Below are 19586 nucleotides of genomic sequence, written 5' to 3' on the forward strand. Positions count from 1 at the left end.
GCTGACGCCGGACCTCGGGCGCGGGCGGCCCGCCGTGAATCGTTGCCCCCCGGGCGCGGCCGCGCTACCTCTCGGGCATGCGCCCCATGCACGGAACGACCGTCCTCTGCGTGCGCCGCGAGGGCAGGGTGGTGATCGCCGGCGACGGCCAGGTCACCCTGGACAAGACCGTCATGAAGGCCACCGCCCGCAAGGTGCGGCGGCTGGGCGAGGGCCAGGTGGTGGCGGGGTTCGCCGGCGCGACCGCCGACGCGTTCCAGCTCTTCGAGCTGTTCGAGAAGAAGCTGAAGGAGCACGCGCGCTCGCTGCCGCGGGCCTCGGTGGAGCTCGCGAAGCAGTGGCGCACCGACCGGATGCTGCGCCGGCTGGAGGCGCTGCTGGTGGTGGCCGACCGCGAGCACGTGCTGGTGCTGTCCGGCGCCGGCGACGTCATCGAGCCGGACCCGGTGGCGAACGGGGCCGCGGCGGCGATCGGCTCGGGCGGCCCCTACGCGCTGGCCGCGGCCCGGGCGCTGCTCGCCCACTCCACGCTGGACGCCCGGCGCGTGGCCGAGGAGGCGATGAAGCTCGCCGCCGAGATCTGCATCTACACGAACGGCAACCTCACCATCGAGGAGCTGTGATGGCGCCGAGCGCGAAGCCGCAGGACCTCACGCCGCGCGAGATCGTGGCGGAGCTGGATCGCTACGTGGTCGGCCAGGCGCAGGCGAAGCGCGCGGTCGCGATCGCGCTGCGCAACCGCTGGCGCCGCCAGCGCGTCGGCCCGGAGCTGCGCGACGAGATCCTGCCCAAGAACATCATCATGATCGGCCCCACCGGCGTGGGGAAGACCGAGATCGCGCGCCGGCTGGCGCGGCTCGCGGGCGCGCCGTTCGTCAAGGTCGAGGCGTCCAAGTTCACCGAGGTCGGCTACGTGGGCCGCGACGTGGACTCGATGATCCGCGACCTGGTCGAGGCGGCGGTGAAGCTGGTGAAGGAGGAGGAGATCGCGAAGCTGCGCGAGCGCGCGCGCGAGGCGGCCGAGGAGAAGGTCCTCGACGCGCTCGGCTTCGGCTCCGGGGTCGGCCTCGGCTTCCGGAACCCGTTCGGCGGGCGGGGCGCGCAGGCCGAGGAGCCGCAGGCCGCGCCGGCGTCGCACCCGGCCGGCTCCGCGGCCGGCGCCCGCGACAAGGCGCGCGCGCAGCTCCGCGCCGGCACGCTCGACGACGACCTGGTGGAGGTCGAGCTCTCGGAGCGCTCCATGCCGGTGATGCCGTTCATGGGCCCGGGCATGGAGGACATGGCGCAGGGCCTCCAGGACATGGTCCAGAACCTGGGGAACAACCCGCTGCTCGGGATGCTGGGCGGCGGCGGCCGCAAGCGGAAGCGCAAGGTGAAGGTGAAGGAGGCGCTCGAGCTGCTCACCGACGAGGAGGCCGCGCGGATGGTGGACATGGAGCGCGTGACGCGCGAGGCGCTGGATCGCGCGCAGAACGCCGGCATCGTGTTCATCGACGAGATCGACAAGATCGCCGGCGGCGAGGGCGGCGGCGTGCGCGGGCCGGACGTCTCGCGGGGCGGCGTGCAGCGCGACCTGCTGCCCATCGTCGAGGGGTCGAACGTCAACACCAAGTACGGCGTGGTGAAGACCGACCACATGCTGTTCGTGGCGGCCGGCGCGTTCCACGTCGCCAAGGTGTCCGACCTCATCCCCGAGCTGCAGGGGCGCTTCCCCATCCGCGTGGAGCTGGAGCCGCTCACCCGCGAGGACCTGGTGCGCATCCTCAAGGAGCCGCGCAACAGCCTGGTGCGGCAGTACACCGCGCTCCTCGCCACCGAGGGCGTGGACGTGCAGATCCGCGACGACGCCGTGGACGAGATCGCGCGCATCGCCGCGGAGGTGAACGAGCGCATGGAGAACATCGGCGCGCGCCGCCTCCACACCGTGATGGAGCGCCTGCTGGACCAGCTCTCGTTCGAGGGCTCGGAGCTGCGCGGGCAGCGGATCGTGGTGGACGCCGCCTACGTGCGCGACCGGCTCCAGGGCATCGCGCAGGACGAGGACCTCTCGCGCTACATCCTGTGAGGCGCGGGCCCTCGCGGATCTGGAACTCTCCGCCGCCCGGCTGCTATAAGCGCGGAATGACACGCAACGAGTCGATCGCCCAGCGCGCGCAGAAGGTGCTCACGCCCAACTACCGGCAGCAGCCGGTGGCCATCGCGCGCGGCGAGGGCGTCCGCGTCTGGGACGCCGACGGCAACGAGTACCTGGACTTCCTCGGCGGCGTGGCGGTGGACGTGCTCGGCCACTGCCACCCGGCGCTGGTGAAGGCGCTCGAGGAGCAGGCCCGCACCGTCTGGCACGTCTCGAACCACTACTTCATCCCGCGCCAGGTCGAGCTCGCCGAGGCGCTGCTGGCGGTGACGCCCTGGGCGTCGCGCGCGTTCTTCTGCAACAGCGGCGGCGAGGCGAACGAGGCGGTGCTGAAGCTCGCGCGCAAGTACCACCACGACCGCGGCCACCCCGAGCGGAACGTCATCGTCTCCTGCACCGACTCGTTCCACGGCCGGTCGCTCTTCACCGTCACCGTGGGCGGGCAGGAGAAGTACCAGGTCGGCTTCGCGCCGCTCGTCCCCGGCGTCCGCCACGTGAAGTACGGCGACCTCGCCGCGCTCGAGGCGGCGCTCGACGACACGGTGGCCGCGTTCATGGTCGAGCCGATCATGGGCGAGTCCGGCGTGGTCCCGCCGCCGGAGGGCTACCTGCGCGCCGTGCGCGAGCTGACGCGGAGGAAGGGCGTGCTGCTGTGCCTCGACGAGGTGCAGACCGGCATGGGCCGCACCGGGAGGTTCTGGGCCCACGAGTGGGAGGGGATCACCCCCGACCTCATGTCGAGCGCGAAGGCGCTCGGCGGCGGGTTCCCCATCGGCGCCATGCTCGCGACCGAGGAGGTCGGCCAGCACCTCACCCCGGGCAGCCACGGCACCACCTACGGCGGCAACCCGCTCGCCTGCGCGGTGGCGCTGGCGGTGCTGGCCGAGCTGAGGGGCGGCGTGCTGGAGCGCTCGCGCGAGGTCGCGGCGCGGCTCCGCGCCGGCCTGGAGGCGCTCGCCGCCGGCGGCCGGGTGGCCCGGGTCCGCGGCCGCGGCATGCTGCTCGGCGTCGTCGTGCAGGGCGTGGCCGCCGCCGAGGTGATGAAGGCCGCCCGCGCCCGCGGGCTGCTCGTGAACGCCATCGGCGACGACGTGCTGCGCCTGGCCCCGCCGCTCAACCTGACCGCCGCCGAGGCCGACCTGGCCCTGGAGCGGCTCGGCGCGGCCCTGGCGGCGGCGCCCGCGAAGCCCTGAGAGAGGACCCCGATGGCCACCTCGCCTCGCGAGAAGCGCGACTTCCTCCGCATCACCGACCTGGACCGCTCGGAGCTGCTCGAGCTGGTGGAGCGCGCCGCGGAGTGGAAGCTCCTCGGCAGGGGCGGCCCGCGCCCGCTGGAGCGGCGCACGGTCGGCCTGGTGTTCGAGAAGGCCTCCACCCGCACCCGCGTCTCGTTCGAGGTGGCCGCGAACCAGCTCGGCGCGGGCGCGATCATGCTCTCGCCGCGCGACACGCAGCTCGGGCGCGGCGAGCCGATCCGCGACACCGCCCGCGTCCTGTCGCGCTACCTCGACTGCCTGGTGGTGCGCACCTACGGGCACGACAAGATCGAGGAGATGGCGCGCTACGCCGGCGTGCCGGTGGTGAACGCGCTCACCGACGCCTCGCACCCGTGCCAGGTGCTGGCCGACCTGCTCACCGTCACCGAGCGCTTCGGGTCGGACGCGCTCACCAAGCCCGGCCTGCGGGTGGCCTGGGTGGGCGACGGCAACAACATGGCCAACAGCTGGCTCGAGGCCTGCGTGCTGCTCGGGTTCGAGCTGCACCTCGCCTGCCCGGCGGGCTACGATCCGGACGCGGCGCTGCTCGCCCGTGCCGCCGGGCGCGCGAAGGTGTTCCGCTCGCCGGCCGAGGCGGTGGCGGGCGCCCACGTGGTGAACACCGACGTCTGGGCCAGCATGGGCCAGGAGCAGGAGGCGGAGGAGCGCCGCCGCCGCTTCGAGGGGTTCATCGTGGACCGGGCGCTGATGGCCCAGGCGCGGCCGAACGCCGTCGTGCTCCACTGCCTCCCGGCGCACCGCGGCGAGGAGATCACCGACGAGGTGCTGGAGGGGCCGCAGTCGGCGGTGTTCGACGAGGCCGAGAACCGCCTGCACGCCCAGAAGGCGCTGCTCGAGCTGCTGCTCGCGGGCCGGTGACTGGCCGCCGGGACGGGCCCCGGCGCGTGTCCGGGGCCCGTGGGGCGGGCGCGCGCGCCGGAGCGGATTTGACCCCCTGCGGTCCCGGTCGTTAATCTCGGGGCCGCCGAGGTGCGGGCGGGGGGAAACGGTTGAGCGTGGATCGATACAGCGGCTTCGCGTTCGATCCGGCGGATCTCCAGGAGGACGTGGACCTCGACGCCGAGCGGCGCCGCGAGATCCTGTTCGCCGAGGGGAGCCTGCCGCGCTGGACGCACTGGGACGTCCTGGGCCTGGCCTGGAACGCGCCGGTGGAGGCCGCGCGCGCCGCGTACCTCGAGAAGGTGAAGGTCTTCCACCCGGACCGCTACCCGGGGAAGCGGCTGGGCAGCTACCGCGCGCGGCTGGAGAAGGTCTTCCGCCGGCTCACCGAGGCGCGCGACGTGCTCTGCGACGAGGCGCGGCGCGCCGCCTACGCGCGGCAGACCGCGCCCGCCGACGAGTTCGCGCGGATGGAGCTGCGCAAGCTGGAGGACGAGCGCCGCTCGGCGGAGCGCCGGGCGCGGCTCGCCCGGCAGAGCCCGCTGGTGGCCCGCGCCGGGCGCGTGGCCGACCTGGTGCGGCGGGGGAAGGAGGCCCTGCAGGCCGGGCAGGTGGCGCAGGCCGCGAACGACCTGGTGCTGGCGCAGGGGATGGACCCGCAGAACGCCGAGGTGGCCGCGCTCGCGGCCGAGGCGCGGCGGCGGGCGGCGGTGCAGCGCGCCGGCGACGCGTACGAGCGCGGGCTGGCGGCCGAGGCCATGGGCGCGCCCGCCAGGGCGCTCGCGGCTTTCCGCGAGGCGCTCGAGGCCGACCCCCGCCACGCGCGGGCGGCCGCGGGCGGGGCCCGGGCGGCGCTCGCGGCCGGCGACGCGGTCGCCGCGCGCGAGCTGGCCGAGGCGGCGGTCCGCGCCCAGCCGTCGGCCGGGTTCGCGCACGAGGCGCTGGGGCTGGCGCTGGAGGCCCAGGGCGCGCGCAAGGAGGCCCGCCGCGCGCTGGAGCGGGCGGTGGAGCTGGACCCGAAGCTGGAGCAGGCGCGCGAGCGGCTGAAGCGGCTGCGCTGGAGCTTCCTCGGATGAGCGCGAGCGAGCCCGTCATCGGCATCGACCTCGGCACCACCAACTCGGTGGTCGCCACCGTGCAGGACGGCGTCCCGCGCGTCATCCCGGGCCGGAGCGGCCAGCTCCTCACGCCGTCGGTGGTGGCGTTCGCGCGCAACGGGAAGCGGCTGGTCGGCGCGCTCGCCAAGCGCCAGGCCATCACCAACGCCGAGGACACCGTCTTCGCGGCGAAGCGGCTCATCGGCCGCCGCTGGGGCTCGAAGGAGATCGAGGACGCGCGCCGGGTGCTGCCGTACCGGCTGGTGGCCGGGCCGGAGGGGCACGACGTCCGCGTGGAGCTGGGCGGGCGGACGCTCACCGTGCAGGAGATCTCGGCCATGGTGCTGGCCGAGCTGCGGGCGGACGCCGAGGCGTGGCTGGGCCAGCCGGTGAGCCGCGCCGTGATCACCGTCCCGGCCTACTTCAACGACGGCCAGCGCCACGCCACCAAGGACGCCGGGCGGATCGCCGGGCTCGAGGTGCTCCGCATCATCAACGAGCCCACCAGCGCCGCGCTCGCGTACGGCTTCGGCAAGCAGATCGAGCGCAAGGTGGTGGTCTTCGACCTGGGCGGCGGCACGTTCGACGTGTCGGTGCTCGACATCGGCAAGAGCGTCTACGACGTGGTGGCGGTGGGCGGCGACACCTACCTCGGCGGCGAGGACTTCGACCGCCGGGTGATGGACTGGCTCACCTTCGGCTTCGCCAAGGAGAACGGCGGGATCGACCTCCGCCAGGACAAGATGGCGCTCCAGCGGCTGCGCGACGCCGCCGAGCGGGCCAAGTGCGAGCTGTCCTCGCTCCCGTCCACCGCCATCCACCTGCCGTTCCTGGTGGGGGGCGGGGAGGGCAAGAGCGCCCTCCACCTCGACCGCCAGCTCTCGCGCGAGAAGCTGGAGGAGCTCACCAAGGACCTGGTGGACCGGTGCATCGCGGTCACCGAGCGCACGCTGCGCGACGCGGGCGTGCGGCCGTCGCAGGTGGGCGAGGTGCTGCTGGTCGGCGGGATGACCCGCATGCCGCGGGTGCAGCAGGCGGTGCGCGAGTTCTTCGGGCGCGAGCCGTGCCGCGGCGTCCACCCGGAGGAGGTGGTGGCGCTGGGCGCGGCCATCCAGGCGCAGGCGCTCTCCGCGCCGCACGCCGGCGCCGAGGTGCTCCTGCTCGACGTCACCCCGCAGAACCTCGGGCTCATGGTGGTGGGCGGCTACTTCCAGACCGTCATCCCGCGGAACACCACCGTCCCCACCAGCCAGACCCACCTGTTCACCACGGTGCAGGACAACCAGACCTCGGTGCGCATCGCCGTGCTCCAGGGCGCGAGCGAGCGCGCCATCGAGAACGAGCTGCTGGGCGAGTTCGTGCTCGACGGCATCCGGCCGGCGCGCCGCGGCGAGGTGGAGATCGAGGTCACCTTCGAGATCAGCGCCGACGGCATCGTGGGCGTGTCGGCCCGCGACGTGGCCACCGGCCTGCAGCAGTCGATCTCGGTGACCGCCACCTCCGGCCTCACCGAGGACGAGATGCGGCACATCCTCGACGAGCAGATCGACGAGCTGCTCGAGCGCAAGCAGACCGCGCGCGAGTTCGAGGCGCGGCGCGACCGGGTGCTGGCGCTGGTGCGCGAGATCGAGGCGCTCGGCCCGGAGGTGCACGACGCGCTGGAGCGCACCCGGTTCGGCAAGGACGCGGTGCTCAAGGCGGAGGGGGTGCTCGCCCGCGCGCGCACCGCCGTCGAGGCGCGCGACCTCGCCGCGCTCGCCGCCGAGGAGGAGCCGCTGGAGCGCACGCTGCAGCTGTTCAAGGGCCTGGCCGCCACCGCGCGACCCGGGGCGAGGTGAGCCGTGGCGGACGTGAGCGAGCTCATCGACCGCGGCATCAAGGCCTACGTGGCGGGGCGGGTGGGCGAGGCGCTGCGCTCGTTCCAGCAGGCGCTGGAGCGCGACCCCGGCAACCCCAAGGCGCGCTCGTACCTGTCCCTGCTCGGCGGCGGGATGCCCGGCGGCGCCACGGCGGAGCCGGTCCCGCTCCCGCCCCCCGCCGCGGCGCCCGGGCACTCGCCCTGGGACGCGCTGCCCGCCGCGGCCGAGATCATCGAGCTGGAGCTGGACCCGGAGGGTGGCCTGGATCTCGACGCGGTGGCGGAGAAGTCCGACATCCGCCCGCTGGTGCCGGCGAAGTTCGCGCCCGGCGAGTCCCCGGGCGGCCGCGACGTGGAGGTCTGGATGCAGGCCGCCCGCGAGCTGTTCGCGCTGGGCGACTTCACCGGCTCCCTGGAGCTCATCGAGAAGATCCTGCAGGTGGACCCGGACCACCGCGAGGCGCGCGAGTACCTGCGCCAGAACGAGGCCACCCTCATCGCGATGTACGAGTCGAAGCTCGGCCCGCTCGGCGGCGTCCCCCGGCTCGCCATCAAGCCGGAGGAGATCATGTGGCTGAACCTGGACCACCGCGCCGGCTTCCTGCTCGCGCAGATCGACGGCTTCGTGGACTACGAGGCGCTGTTCGCGCTCTCCGGGCTCCCGCGCCTCGACACGGCCCGCATCCTCGCGAACCTGATCGCGGACGGGGTCATCACCGCCTGAGCGTCAGTTCCGGATGATCGCGGTCCAGACCCCGCGCACCACGCGCTCGCCGCGCTGGTTGCGGGTCTCGGTGGTGACCTCGAGGAAGTCGAGGCTGCCCCGGTCCTGGATCCGGGTGATCTCGCCCTCGGTCTCGAGCACGTCGCCGGGGCGCACCGGCGCCTCCAGCTCGAAGGACTGCTCGGCGTGGACCAGGCGGAGCACGTTCACGCCCAGCTCCGGGTCGGCGCAGGCGTTCGCGAACGGCTGGATCGCGAACGCGGCCGCGAAGGTGGGCGGCGCGACCAGCCCGCCGTGCGGCGAGGCGGCGGCCGCGGCCTCGTCCCAGGTCCAGGGGTGGGCGCGCTCCGGCGCCACCGAGAAGACCCGGCCCGGCACGCCGCCGCCGGTGGCCGAGGCGAAGTCGCGGATCTGCTCGGGACCCACGGTGAAGCGGTACGGGCCGTAGCGCCGGCCGAGGTGCTTGCGGTCGATGGGCACGCGGTCACCCCTCCCCGAGGTGGCCCTCGGCCACCGCGCCCTTCAGGACCTCCTCGCCGCGCTGGTTCGTCGCCTCCAGCTCGAGCGCGATCCGGGGGCCGTCGAGCGCCACGCACCGGCCCTGGAACCGGATCACGTCGCCCACCTGCACCGGCTTCGTGAAGCGGGCCCGGATCCGGCGCAGGCGCGCCGGATCGCCGAGGTACGCGACGCACGCGTCGGACAGCCACGAGAACGTGCACATGCCCTGGAGGATCGCGCCCGAGTAGCCGGCGGCGCGGCCCACCTGCGGGTCGATGTGGATCGGGTTGAAGTCGCCGGAGGCGGCCGCGTAGTAGATCGGCCGGTACGAGTCCACCTCCCGGAACGCTTCGAAGGTGTCGCCCACGGTGAAGTCCTGGAGGCGTTTCATCCCTCCCGTGTAAGGGAGGTCCGGGCGGAGCACAAGCCCGCGCACCCCCTCGGAATCACGACGCGGGGCGTCACCGCGCGGGCGCGCGGGCGGCGGGATCAGGCGGCGCCGGACGCGGGCGGGGCGGGCGGATCGAGCGGGTCGTCGGCCTCGCCCGCGAGCTGCGCCAGCTCGGCCTCGCGCCGCTTCTCGAACGTCCCCTGCACGAACTCGATGAGCCGGTCGAGGTAGCTGGAGATGGGCGGGCAGCGGAGGCCCGTGCCGTCGAGCAGCTCGAGCAGGTTGCGGCAGTTGTAGATGGCCAGGTGGTTCACGTACTCGATGGCCGGCCGGTGCACGCGCGAGAGCCGCTCCAGCAGCGGCAGCTGGAGCAGCGCCTGGAGCACGCGCGCCGGGACCGACACCGAGGGCAGGCGCTTGCCCGCGTGCGCGGCGATGAGCTCGTACACGCGCCGGGCGGAGAGCGGCGACGGGTCCACCAGGTGCACGGTACGGCCCGCCGCGGCGGGCGCCTCGCCGATGGCCACCGCCGCGTTCACCACGAAGTCCACCGGGACCACGTTGAGCGGCGCCACCGCGTCGCCCGGGAGCGGCAGCGGGACCGCCAGCGGCGACGCCACCAGCAGGATGGCGAGCGCGTAGGGGCCCTCGAACCGGTCGATCTCGCCGGTCCGCGAGTCGCCCACCACGATGCTGGGGCGGTAGATGGTCGCGGGCAGCTCCGACTGCGCCGCGCGGACCAGCAGCTCGCCCTGGTACTTCGTCTCCTCGTAGGCGTTGTGGAAGCGCTGGCCCATGGCCAGCTCGTCCTCGAGGATGACGCCCACCCGGTCGCCGGAGACGAACGCGGTCGAGAAGTGGTTGAGCCGCCGCAGCCGGCGGGCCGCGCGGCCCAGCTCCAGCACGTTGCGCGTGCCCTCAAGGTTCACCCTGCGGAACTCCGGGCGCGACGCGCCCAGCCAGGTGCGCGCCGCCAGGTGCCAGACGTCGGTCACCTCGCGGGCGAGCGCCTTCCACTCGGCGCCGGCGAGGCCGAGGTGCATCTGCTCGACGTCGCCCTCGAGCACCTCGGCCCGCTCCGCGCCGAGCGCGCCCAGGTCGGCCCGCGCCGCGGCGGCGTTGCGCGGCTGGACCAGCAGCACCACGCGGTCCTCGCCGCGCAGCGCGTCCTCGAGGAGGCGGCGCACCAGCCGCTTCCCGATGAACCCCGGGTACCCCGTGACGAAGTGGACGCGCGCGCCGGCCCCCATGCGCGGTCAATAGCGCACGGGGGGCGCGTTGGGAAGCCTGCGCCCCCGGCCCGCCCGGAGGTCCGCCAGCAGGCGATCGGCCTTGCCCGCCAGCGCCTCGGGGGCGCCCGCGTTCTCGACGACGAAGTCGGCGCGCGCGGCCTTCTCGTCCACGGGGAGCTGCGCGGCCAGGCGCGCGTCGGCCTCCGCGCCGCCGAGCCCGTCGCGGCGGATCAGGCGCTCGCGCTGCAGGTCGCGCGGGGCCCACACCACCACCACCGCGTCGAGCAGGGCCTCCAGCCCGACCTCGTAGAGCAGCGGCGTGTCGTAGAACGCGAGCGGGTGGCCCTGCGCGGCCAGGCGGGTGGTCTCCTCGCGCATGGCGAGGCGGACGGCCGGGTGGGTGATGGCCTCGAGCCGGCGCCGCGCCTCCGGATCGGCGAACACGCGGGCGCCGAGCGCCTTGCGGTCGAGCGCGCCGTCCGGGCGCAGCACCTCCGCCCCGAAGGTGCGGGCGATCTCGGCCAGCGCCGGCGTCCCGGGCTCGACGGCGGCCCGCGCCAGCGCGTCCGCGTCCACGACCGGCGCGCCCCGCGCGCGCAGCAGCGCGGCGAAGGTGCTCTTGCCGGTGGCGATCCCGCCGGTCAGGCCGATGACGCGCACGCCGCCTCAGCGGGCCGTGGCGGTCTCGGCCGCGGCGGGCTTCGCCGACGCGGGCGCGGCCTTCTGCCGTCCCGCCGCGAACGCGAGCGCCTCGACGCTCCCGTCCTTCGCGAAGTACACCGTCACGCCCTGCGCCGGGTACAGCCAGACCTTCTGGAACGTGTCCTCCACGAACGTCTTCTGCGTGGGCTTCCCGTAGGTCCCCTCGATGGTGTCCGCGTCGAGGGCGACGGTCAGGAAGATCGTGATCTCCTGGACGGTGCCGGCCGCGTCGAGGTGGAACTGCGCCTGCTTGGTCCCCTCCAGCGCCTGGTCGCCGTAGTAGGCGAGGACGGTGCGCGCCCCGCGGCGGGTACGGGCGGTGGGCTCGCCGAACTTCCCGACCACCTCGGCCTGCGCCGTGACGCCCGGGGTGACGCCCTTCCACGGGCGTGCGGTGGCGGAAACGGGGCCGAGGGCGAGGAGGATGGCGGTCGAGAGCCAGACGAGGCGCATGGCGCATTATACTCCGGCCCCCGTGCTCCCCGCCCTCCGCCTCCCGCTCCTCGCCGCCGTCCTCGCCCTCCCGCCCGCCGCGCGCGCCGCAGGCGACAAGGTGGGACCCGAGGCGTGCAAGGCGTGTCACCCGTCCGCGTACGAGCGCTGGCGGGTGAGCCCGCACGCGCGCGCGCTCGAGGTGCTGCCGGCGGAGCGCCGGGAGGACCCGCGCTGCCTCTCGTGCCACGCGCCCGACCGCGAGGACGGGCTCGCCGGCGTCTCCTGCGAGACCTGCCACGGCCCGGGGCGCGCCTACGCGGCGGATTACGTCATGCGCGATCGCGAGCTGGCGCGCGCCGTCGGCCTGGTGGACCCGGGCCCGAAGACCTGCCTCGCCTGCCACACCGACTCGACGCCGAGCCTGCTGCGCTTCGATCCGAAGCGGAAGCTGCCGCTCATCGATCACTGGACCCCGCATTGGACCCCGGCGCCCGGCGACGCCGCTGCGCCCGCGGGTCCCCGCGCGCCGGCGCGGCCAGCCCCGGCCCCCGCCCGCCGCCCCGGCGGCCGCTAGGAGCCCGACGTGCCGATCCAGGTCGTCTCCGCCGACTTCGACAAGACCGCCACCCGCCCCGAGGAGTGGCCGCGCGGCGCCACGCCCGAGATCGCGTTCGTGGGCCGCTCCAACGTGGGGAAGTCGTCGATGCTGAACGCGCTCGCCCGCCGCAAGGGGCTGGCGCGCGTCTCGTCCACGCCCGGCCGCACCCGCGCGCTCCAGTTCTTCGACCTCTCGTACCGGCCCACGCCGAAGGCGCGCCCGCGCCCGATCCGCTTCTGCGACCTGCCCGGCTACGGCTACGCCAAGGTCTCGCGGGCCGAGCGCGACCGCTGGACCGCCATGATCGAGGACTACCTGCGCGACCGCGACGTGCTGCGCGCGGTGGTGCTCATCGTGGACGCGCGCCACCCGCCCTCCGAGAGCGACGAGGACGCCGCCGCGTTCCTCGTGTCGGCGGGGCGGCGCCTGGTGGTGGCGGCGACCAAGATGGACAAGCTGCCCAAGGCGCGCCGGGTGCTCGCGCTCCAGCAGGTGGAGCGCGCGCTCGGGCTGGCCCGCGGCGACGCGGTGCCGTTCTCCGCGGTGGAGGGCACCGGCACCGACGCGCTCTGGGCACGGCTCGCCGCGCTCGCCGCCGAGGAGGCGCGGACGGCCGAGGCGGAGCCGCCGGCGTAGCCGTCAGTGCTGCGGCGACGGCATCGCCGTCTCGGCGCCCATGGCCTGGTAGTCGGGCCCCTGCGCCGGCTTGCCGGCCCGCTGCCGCCACGCGTCCGTCATCATCGCGCGCAGGTCCTCGCCGCGGCGGGGCGCGAACATCATGCCCAGCCCCGCGCCCACCAGCACGCCGACCGAGAACAGGCCGAGGCCGGTGAAGAAGTCGCCGGCCGGGCTGCGCTCCTCGAGCCCCATGCGCTTCAAGAGCAGCTCGCGGTCGAGCATCCCCTTCATCGCCTTCCAGGACATCGCCATGTCGTATCCCTCCCGCCCGCTCCCGGGCCCGCGTCACAGCCTGCGCATCGGGCGGGGCGCGATCGAGGCCCCTCCGCCGTCCACGCGGGCGCGCGCGGCCGGCGGCGGGATCACCCGGTGCGCGTCCGGACGCCGGGCGCCTCGACCGGCCGCGGGGCGGGCGGCCGGCGCGCCGCCTCGGTGAGCTCCAGGTCCACGACGAGCGGCAGGTGGTCCGAGGCGCGCCGGGCGAGGGGCGTCCGGACCACCTCGCACGCCAGGACGCGCAGCGCGGCGTCCACGTAGGCGCGGTCGAGGCGGAGGAGCGGCCAGGCGGAGGGGAACGTGGCGGCGGGCCGGCCGGCCGCGACCGCGCAGTCGGTGAGCGTGCGGCGCAGCCAGCGCGGCACGGCCGAGCGGTCCGAGGGCGAGTTGAAGTCCCCCACCAGCACGAGCGGGTGGGCGAGCGCCGCGTCGCGCAGGATGTCCGCCGACAGCAGGGCGGCGGCCTGGCGGCGCCGCTCGCGCCAGTGCAGGCCGAGGTGGGCGGCGAACACGTGGACGCGCATCGGGCCGAGGTCCAGGTCCGCGCGTAGGCAGCCGCGGGGCTCGCGGCCCGGCACCGTGAGGTCGTAGGTGCGCGTCGCGTCGATGGGATGGCGGGAGAGGATGGCGTTGCCGTACGCGAAGCCGCGCGCGTGCTGGAGCGTCGGGCCGAACGCGCCGTGCAGGCCGGTGAGCCGCGCGAGCGCCTCGGCCGCGTGCGCGTCCGCGCCGGGGAGCCTCGCGCCCACCTCCTGCAGCCCGGCCACGTCCGCGCCGATCTCCTCGAGCACGCGGGCGATGCGCTCGGGATCGGCGCGCCGGTCCACGCCGCGCAGGCCGTGCACGTTCCAGGTCACCACGCGGAAGCGCACCCCGGCCCGCCCTCCCTCCGCGCGGCGGCCGGCCCGGCGCCCGGGCACGCCGGCCGCGCGCCACGGGCGCAAGATGGGGAGGGCGCGACGGCGGCGCACCCGCGGACGGCGGGGCGCTCAGCCGCGCTTGCGCGCCTCGAGCTCGTTCAGCACGGCCTCGAGGCGCCGCTCCTCGCGCGACACGTCGAACCCCGCCGCGCGCGCGCCGTCCACCACCGCCAGGCAGAACAGGAACAGCGAGACGTGCGTCGCGCTCGGGCGCTCGTCCGGGTGGTCGAGCAGGAAGTGGGTGAGCCGGCCCTCGGCCTGCGCCAGGTCCCGGAAGCAGACCGCCCGCGGGAGGCCCTCCAGCGGCCCGGTCCCGGTGGTGCACGGCGGGAAGACCACGCCCTGCTCCGCCATCGCGACCTCGCTGCCGTCGTCGCGCCCGAGCGCCAGGTACGGCCGCCCGGTCTCGGCGTCCGAGCGCTCCTCCAGGCGCGCCACGCGCATCCAGTCGAGGTGCAGCGCCTTGCCCGAGTAGACGTCGAGCAGGGTGGCGCCGTCGTACATCACGCTGCCGGGGTGCTCGCGGGCGAAGCGCTCGACGCGCGCGCGCTGCGCCGCCCGATCCGTCTCGATCGTCATCCGTCCTCCGGGGCCGACCAGGAGACCTCCACCACGGTCAATTCCACCATGCCGGCGGGCCGGTGCACCACCACCATGTCGCCCTCGCGCTTCCCGAGCAGCGCCCGGCCGAGCGGCGCGTCCACGCTGATGAGCCCCGCGGAGACGTCGAACTCGTCCGGCCCGACCAGCCGGTACCGCCGCTCCTGCCCGTCCTCGTGCTCCACGGTCACCCAGGCGCCGAAGAAGGCCCGGCCGTCCGGGTGGGCCCGCGGCTCGACGACGGACAGCGAGTCCATCTTCTCCGAGAGGAAGCGCAGCCGGCGGTCCAGCTCGCGCAGCTTCTTCTTGCCGTAGATGTACTCGGCGTTCTCGCTGCGGTCGCCCAGCGCGGCGGCGGCCTCGACCTCGGCCACGATGCGCGGCCGCTGCTCGGTCCAGATGCGGGCGTGCTCGGCGGCGAGGCGCCGGAAGCCTTCGGGGGTGATGTAGCGGGGCGTCCTGGACATGGCGGTGCGACGAACGATCCCCGCGGAGCGGCGCCGCTGTCAACCGCAGGAAGCTGGCGCCGCGCCGCCGGGCCGGGCTACTCTCGCGAGCCTGTGCGGATCACCGACCTCCTGCGCTTCGCCCGAGAGCGGGGCGAGCCCATCTTCTCCTTCGAGTTCTTCCCGCCCAAGACCGACGACGGGGTGCGCGGCCTGTTCGAGACCGTCGAGGCGCTGCGCCCGCTCGGCCCCGCCTACGTGTCGGTGACCTACGGCGCCGGCGGGTCCACCCGCGCGAAGACCATCGACCTGGTGAAGCGGCTGAAGCGCGACGCCGAGGTCGAGGCGATGGCCCACGTCACGTGCGTGGGCGCGTCGCGCGACGAGATCGCGGCGGTGCTGGACGAGGTGGCGGACGCCGGGATCCAGAACGTGCTCGCGCTGCGCGGCGATCCGCCGCGGGGGCAGAGCGCGTTCGTCCCGCACCCGGACGGCTTCACGCACGCGAGCGAGCTGGTCGCGTTCATCCGGTCGCGGCCGGAGCGCTGGCGCTTCTGCGTGGGCGCCGCCGCGTACCCGGAGGGCCACGTCGAGACCCGCGACCTGGCGCAGGACCTCCGGAACCTGAAGCTCAAGGTGGAGGCCGGCACCGACTTCCTGGTGACGCAGCTGTTCTTCGAGAACGCGCACTACTTCCGCTTCGTCGAGCGCGCGCGCGCCGCGGGGGTCGAGGTGCCGGTGGTGCCCGGGATCATGCCGTTCACCAACGTCGAGCAGGTGGAGCGCTTCACCGCGATGTGCGGCGCCGCCATCCCGCCGCCGCTCCGCGCGGCGATGGAGGTCCGGCGCGCCGACGCCGACGCCGCCCGCGAGCTGGGCGTGGCCTACGCGACGCTGCAGTGCGCCGACCTGCTCCGCCGGGGCGCGCCCGGGATCCACTTCTACACGCTGAACCGCTCGCCCTCGACCCGCGCCATCGTGGCGGCGCTCCGCGCCAGCGAGCCCTGGCGCGGCTGAGCCGGCCCCGCGTCCTCAGTGCAGCGTGCCGGTCCACTGGTCGTGGACCACCATCACCGGGCAGCGCGCCCGCCGCACCGTGCTCTCCGCCACCGAGCCCACCAGCGCGTGGCTCCGCCCGGTGCGGCCGTGCGTGCCCATCACCACCAGGTCCACGCCGTGGGCGTCGGCCCAGTCCGCGATGGCGGTCTCCGGGTCGCCGCCGGTCTCCTCGGCGGAGACCCGCTTGACCCCGGCCGCCTCGGCCGCGGCCCGCCACTCGGCGAGCCGCTCCGCGGCCGGCTCGCCCTCCTGGACGTGCAGCAGCATGAGCGACGCGTCGAGGCGCCGGCACACGTCGCTCGCGACGCGCAGCGCGGCGCGCGAGGCGTCGGACAGGTCCACCGGGCAGCACACGGTCTTCCAGGGGATCTCGGTCATGCCGGCCTCCGGCGGAAGGATGCGGTCGCGCGGGCGCGGCGCGCAGCAGGGCAGCGGCCGGGCCCGCGCACGCCTGCCGCGCACCCCCCGGCGTTCACCCGCCGTGGTACCGTGTGCCCCTCGGTTCTCCCGGAGGCCCTGCATGCACGCCCGGTCGCTCGTGATCCTGCTGCTCGCGCTGCTCGCGCCGGCCGCCCGCGCCGGCGAGTCGTCCCTGCGCTGCGACGGCGGCACCGTCGAGCTCGGCGCGTCGAGGCTGGACCTGCTCGCGAGGTGCGGCGAGCCGGCGCTGCGCGACGCGCACGAGATCCAGCGCAGCGTGCTCGTGATCGCCGGTCGGGCGTCCCAGGACTCGATCGTCCTCGTCGAGCAGTGGACCTACAACCACGGCCCGCAGCGCTTCATGGACCTCGTCACGGTGGAGGGCGGCAAGGTGGTGGCGATCGAGCGCGGGGGGTACGGGTACGCGCCCGAGCGCGTGGCCGCGGTGCGGTCGCCCGGGCGCGCGAGCTGCGATCCGTCGGCGGTGCGGATCGGCGAGAGCAAGCTCGACCTGCTGGTCCGCTGCGGGGAGCCGATCGCGAAGGACGTGGCCATCGAGCCGCGCGCGCTGCCGCCCGGCGTCCCGGGCGGCGCGCCGGGCGAGGCGCGCGTGCCGGTGGAGCTGTGGACGTTCGACTTCGGGCCGCAGCGCTTCACGCTGATCGCCCGGCTGGAGGCCGGCAAGGTGGTCGCGGTGGAGCGGGGCGGCTACGGGACCGCACCCTAGGCCGCCGGACGGCCTCGCGGGCGGCCGCCGCGCGCGGCGCCGGGAGCCGCTCGCCCGTCCGGTGCTCACATTGCGGGCGTGAAGGACGCGTTCCAGCGCCTGGCCTTCTTCATCTCCGACGTGGTCGGGACGCACCGGGCGTTCCTGGTGGCGCTCGGGGCGGTGGTCGTCTGGGCCGCCACCGGGCCGCTGTTCGGCTTCAGCGACAGCTGGCAGCTGGTGGTGAACACCGGCACGACGGTGGTGACGTTCCTCATGGTGTTCCTCATCCAGGCGACGCAGAACCGCGAGACCCGCGCCCTGCACCTGAAGATCGACGAGCTGATCCGCGCGCAGCGGCGGGCCCGGAACATCTTCGCCGACCTGGAGCACGCCACGGAGCAGGAGCTGACCGAGCTCGAGGCCGAGTTCCGGAAGGTGCGGGCCCGGGCCACCGCGCGCGAGCAGGCCAAGCAGGCCGGCGGCGCCGCGGGATCCCCCCGCTGAGCGCGACGCCGAGCGCGACGCGGCCCTTCGGTGCGCGTGCGCCCGGCGGCCTCGCGCCGTATGGATCCGGGGTGGCGTACCTGGGCGACATCGTCCGCCGGCGGCGCGCGGGCCGCTTCGAGGTGAGCGAGGCGCTGTTCGCGGGCGGCGAGGCGCTCCCCGCCCACCGCCACGAGCGCGCCTACGTGTCCTGCCTGCTCTCCGGCACGTACCGGGAGCGGACCGCGGCCGGCGAGCGGGAGTGCGCGCTCGGGACCGTGATCTGGCACCCGCCGGGCGAGGCGCACGAGGACCGGTTCTCGCCCTCCGGCGGACACCTGCTCAACCTGGAGCTGCCGCCCGGCCTGCTCGAGGAGGCCGGGGTGCGGCCCGCGCCCGGTGCCGCCGCCCGGATGGCGCGGGGCGGGGTGCCGTACGCGGCCGCGCTGGGGCTGTTCCGGGCGCTGTCCGGGGCAGGTCCGGCGGCCGAGGACGCGGCGCTGCAGCTCGCGGCGCTCGCGCCGGCCGCGGAGGAGGCGGGGCGGCCCGGCTGGCTCCGGCGCGCCGTGGAGCTCCTGCACGACCGGTCCGACGAGCCGATCGGCCTCGCCGACGTGGCGCGCGCGGCGGGCGTCCACCCCGTGCACGTGGCGCGGACCTTCCGGCGCGTGCTGGGGTGCACGGTGGGCGAGTTCCTGGCCGGCGTCCGGCTCCGCCGCGCCTTCGACCTGCTCGCCGAGCCCGGGCGGACGGTCACCGAGGCCGCCGCCGCGTGCGGGTTCGCGGATCACCCGCACCTGGCGCGCCGCTTCCGGGAGGCGACCGGGCTGACGCCCAGCCAGTACCGCGCCGCGCGGATGGGGCGTGCGCGGCCTCCCGCGCGCCCAGGTTAATCCGGTACAAGCCCGGGCCGCCTCCGGCCTGCTATCCGGCGGGCATGAACCCACGCCGGCCCCCCGTCCTGCTCGTCTTCGCCCTCGCGCTCGCCGCCGCCGCGCCCGCCGTGGCGCGCGCGCTTCCCGCCCAGGCTGCGCCGTCGCCCCGCGCCACCGAGTGGGAGGTCTCCGCCGCGCCCGCCTACGACGCGCTCTGCCTCGTCGGCGTGCTGGGCGGCGACCCGTTCTACGTGCGGTACTTCGAGGAGACGTACCGCCGCTTCGACGCGAGGTTCACCGCCGCCGAGCGCGACGCGTTCCGCGCCGTGAAGCGGATCCTGAAGGACGAGACCGCGGGCATCGTCTCGGCGCGCCTCGGCCTCGTGTTCTCGGCCGCCGAGGCGGGCGGGCTGGGCGCGGCGCCGGCGCGCGCGCGCGGGTCCATCGCGTGGCTGCTCCGGGTGGCGCGCGATCCGGTGCGGGCGCGGGCCGCCCTCGCGCGCACGCCGTACTGGAGCGAGGAGGGGTGGGCCGCCTACGCGCGCGCCCGGCCGCACCTCGTCCGCGCGCTCCAGGCGCTCGGCCGCGCCGGGTTCGAGGACTTCTGGGAGCGGCAGGCGCGACCCCGGATCGAGCGGCGCATCGCCGAGCTGGCCCCGTTCCTCCGGGCCCACGACGTCGTCCCCGCCGTGGAGGCGCGGCTCGGGAAGCCGCTGCCCTCGCGCCGCATCACCGTCCACGTGCTCGCGTTCGCGCGGCCGCACGGGATCCGCATCGTGGGGACCCGCTTCCTCGCCGACGTGACCTTCGCCTCCGACGTGATGGTGCGCAACGCCATCCACGAGATGATGCACCCGCCGTACGACGCCTCCCGCCCCGAGCTCGCGCGGGCGGTGGCGGCGCTCGGCGCCGATCCGCTCGTCCGCGCGCGCGTGGAGCACCACGACCGGTCGTTCGGCTACAACACCGTCGAGGGCTACGTCGAGGAGGACGTGGTGGAGGCCATGGAGGCCGTCATCGCGGACCAGCTCGGCGTCGGGCGGGCCGACCAGGCCGGCTACTGGCGCACGCACGACGACGGCATGCACGTGCTCGCCGCCGCGCTCTACGTCGAGCTCCGGCGCGCCGAGGCGGCCGCGGGCGGCCCGGTGGTGGTCCCCGCGTTCCTGGTGGACGCGGTGCGGCGCGGCGACCTCACCGGCGAGCGGCTCGCGCGCACCGTCGAGGCGTTCCTGGGGCCCGGCGCGCTGGCCGGGGCGGCGGCGCCGGCGGGGCGGTGACCCCCGCCGGCG

General features: G+C 75.5%; 24 protein-coding genes. 14 read left to right on the forward strand and 10 right to left on the reverse strand.

The window, feature by feature from the left end:
* The first annotated feature begins 77 nt into the window (after positions 1-77).
* The 7 genes from hslV to PSR1_RS03825 all read left to right on the forward strand — a co-directional run bounded on the left by hslV (position 78) and on the right by PSR1_RS03825 (position 7969).
* Complete coding sequence (gene hslV, locus PSR1_RS03795) at positions 78-623, forward strand: ATP-dependent protease subunit HslV (RefSeq protein WP_059436308.1); 546 nt, start codon at positions 78-80, stop codon at positions 621-623.
* On the forward strand, positions 623-2065 hold the full coding sequence (gene hslU, locus PSR1_RS03800) for an ATP-dependent protease ATPase subunit HslU (RefSeq protein WP_059436309.1): 1443 nt from the start codon (positions 623-625) through the stop codon (positions 2063-2065). Before hslV ends, hslU begins: the two co-directional genes overlap by 1 nt.
* 56 nt (positions 2066-2121) lie before the next feature.
* Positions 2122-3327, forward strand: coding sequence for an acetylornithine transaminase (locus PSR1_RS03805; RefSeq protein WP_059436310.1), 1206 nt, complete (start codon positions 2122-2124; stop codon positions 3325-3327).
* A gap of 12 nt (positions 3328-3339) precedes the next feature.
* A complete protein-coding gene (gene argF / locus PSR1_RS03810; protein ID WP_059436311.1) occupies positions 3340-4269 on the forward strand; it encodes an ornithine carbamoyltransferase in 930 nt (309 codons plus the stop codon).
* A 137-nt stretch (positions 4270-4406) separates the two neighbouring features.
* Positions 4407-5366 (forward strand): tetratricopeptide repeat protein, encoded by a 960-nt coding sequence (locus PSR1_RS03815; protein ID WP_059436312.1) that lies wholly within the window; start codon positions 4407-4409, stop codon positions 5364-5366.
* Positions 5363-7225, forward strand: coding sequence for a molecular chaperone DnaK (gene dnaK, locus PSR1_RS03820; RefSeq protein ID WP_059436313.1), 1863 nt, complete (start codon positions 5363-5365; stop codon positions 7223-7225). The genes PSR1_RS03815 and dnaK overlap by 4 nt, the downstream gene beginning before the upstream one ends.
* A 3-nt stretch (positions 7226-7228) precedes the next feature.
* Positions 7229-7969, forward strand: coding sequence for a M48 family metallopeptidase (locus tag PSR1_RS03825; protein ID WP_059436314.1), 741 nt, complete (start codon positions 7229-7231; stop codon positions 7967-7969).
* A gap of 3 nt (positions 7970-7972) precedes the next feature.
* Here PSR1_RS03825 and PSR1_RS03830 read toward each other — a convergent pair whose 3' ends face one another.
* From PSR1_RS03830 to PSR1_RS03850, 5 genes are all read right to left on the reverse strand, one after another.
* Entirely contained in the window at positions 7973-8449 is a 477-nt protein-coding gene (locus tag PSR1_RS03830) for a MaoC family dehydratase N-terminal domain-containing protein (protein WP_059436315.1), read from the reverse strand.
* A gap of 4 nt (positions 8450-8453) precedes the next feature.
* Positions 8454-8861: a MaoC/PaaZ C-terminal domain-containing protein gene (locus PSR1_RS03835; RefSeq protein WP_059436316.1), complete on the reverse strand. Its 408-nt coding sequence runs from the start codon at positions 8859-8861 to the stop codon at positions 8454-8456.
* Positions 8862-8959: 98 nt separating this feature from the next.
* Positions 8960-10111: an SDR family oxidoreductase gene (locus tag PSR1_RS03840; protein ID WP_059436317.1), complete on the reverse strand. Its 1152-nt coding sequence runs from the start codon at positions 10109-10111 to the stop codon at positions 8960-8962.
* Between the two features lie 6 nt (positions 10112-10117).
* Positions 10118-10753 (reverse strand): dephospho-CoA kinase, encoded by a 636-nt coding sequence (gene coaE, locus PSR1_RS03845; protein ID WP_059436318.1) that lies wholly within the window; start codon positions 10751-10753, stop codon positions 10118-10120.
* A gap of 6 nt (positions 10754-10759) precedes the next feature.
* Positions 10760-11248, reverse strand: a complete 489-nt coding sequence (locus PSR1_RS03850; RefSeq protein WP_059436319.1) for a hypothetical protein — start codon at positions 11246-11248, stop codon at positions 10760-10762.
* Positions 11249-11270: 22 nt separating this feature from the next.
* Between PSR1_RS03850 and PSR1_RS03855 the strand changes: the two genes are divergently transcribed.
* Both PSR1_RS03855 and yihA read left to right on the forward strand, forming a co-directional pair.
* Positions 11271-11804, forward strand: a complete 534-nt coding sequence (locus PSR1_RS03855; RefSeq protein WP_237757810.1) for a cytochrome c family protein — start codon at positions 11271-11273, stop codon at positions 11802-11804.
* A gap of 9 nt (positions 11805-11813) precedes the next feature.
* Positions 11814-12464, forward strand: coding sequence for a ribosome biogenesis GTP-binding protein YihA/YsxC (gene yihA, locus PSR1_RS03860; RefSeq protein ID WP_059436321.1), 651 nt, complete (start codon positions 11814-11816; stop codon positions 12462-12464).
* Between the two features lie 3 nt (positions 12465-12467).
* Here the strand turns inward: yihA and PSR1_RS03865 are convergent, their stop codons facing one another.
* The 4 genes from PSR1_RS03865 to greB all read right to left on the reverse strand — a co-directional run bounded on the left by PSR1_RS03865 (position 12468) and on the right by greB (position 14769).
* The gene (locus PSR1_RS03865) at positions 12468-12758 is read right to left on the reverse strand and encodes a YtxH domain-containing protein (RefSeq protein ID WP_059436322.1); all 291 of its coding nucleotides are present in this window, start codon (positions 12756-12758) and stop codon (positions 12468-12470) included.
* Between the two features lie 110 nt (positions 12759-12868).
* The gene (locus PSR1_RS03870; protein WP_059436323.1) at positions 12869-13654 is read right to left on the reverse strand and encodes an endonuclease/exonuclease/phosphatase family protein; all 786 of its coding nucleotides are present in this window, start codon (positions 13652-13654) and stop codon (positions 12869-12871) included.
* Between the two features lie 117 nt (positions 13655-13771).
* Positions 13772-14281, reverse strand: coding sequence for a hypothetical protein (locus tag PSR1_RS03875; protein WP_011421730.1), 510 nt, complete (start codon positions 14279-14281; stop codon positions 13772-13774).
* Positions 14278-14769: a transcription elongation factor GreB gene (gene greB, locus PSR1_RS03880; protein WP_059436324.1), complete on the reverse strand. Its 492-nt coding sequence runs from the start codon at positions 14767-14769 to the stop codon at positions 14278-14280. Before greB ends, PSR1_RS03875 begins: the two co-directional genes overlap by 4 nt.
* A gap of 93 nt (positions 14770-14862) precedes the next feature.
* Between greB and metF the strand changes: the two genes are divergently transcribed.
* Entirely contained in the window at positions 14863-15765 is a 903-nt protein-coding gene (gene metF, locus PSR1_RS03885; RefSeq protein WP_059436325.1) for a methylenetetrahydrofolate reductase [NAD(P)H], read from the forward strand.
* Positions 15766-15780: 15 nt separating this feature from the next.
* Here metF and PSR1_RS03890 read toward each other — a convergent pair whose 3' ends face one another.
* Positions 15781-16185, reverse strand: a complete 405-nt coding sequence (locus PSR1_RS03890; protein WP_059436362.1) for a universal stress protein — start codon at positions 16183-16185, stop codon at positions 15781-15783.
* A 142-nt stretch (positions 16186-16327) separates the two neighbouring features.
* On the opposite strand from PSR1_RS03890, the gene PSR1_RS03895 reads away from it, so the two are divergent.
* From PSR1_RS03895 to PSR1_RS03910, 4 genes are all read left to right on the forward strand, one after another.
* On the forward strand, positions 16328-16954 hold the full coding sequence (locus PSR1_RS03895) for a DUF2845 domain-containing protein (protein ID WP_059436326.1): 627 nt from the start codon (positions 16328-16330) through the stop codon (positions 16952-16954).
* Positions 16955-17032: 78 nt separating this feature from the next.
* A complete protein-coding gene (locus PSR1_RS03900) occupies positions 17033-17440 on the forward strand; it encodes a low affinity iron permease family protein (protein WP_059436327.1) in 408 nt (135 codons plus the stop codon).
* A 71-nt stretch (positions 17441-17511) separates the two neighbouring features.
* Positions 17512-18312, forward strand: coding sequence for a helix-turn-helix transcriptional regulator (locus tag PSR1_RS03905; protein ID WP_059436328.1), 801 nt, complete (start codon positions 17512-17514; stop codon positions 18310-18312).
* Between the two features lie 44 nt (positions 18313-18356).
* Positions 18357-19574 (forward strand): hypothetical protein, encoded by a 1218-nt coding sequence (locus PSR1_RS03910; RefSeq protein WP_059436329.1) that lies wholly within the window; start codon positions 18357-18359, stop codon positions 19572-19574.
* Positions 19575-19586: the final 12 nt, after the last annotated feature.

It is taken from the genome of Anaeromyxobacter sp. PSR-1 (assembly GCF_000964525.1).
Classification (GTDB): Bacteria; Myxococcota; Myxococcia; order Myxococcales; family Anaeromyxobacteraceae; genus Anaeromyxobacter.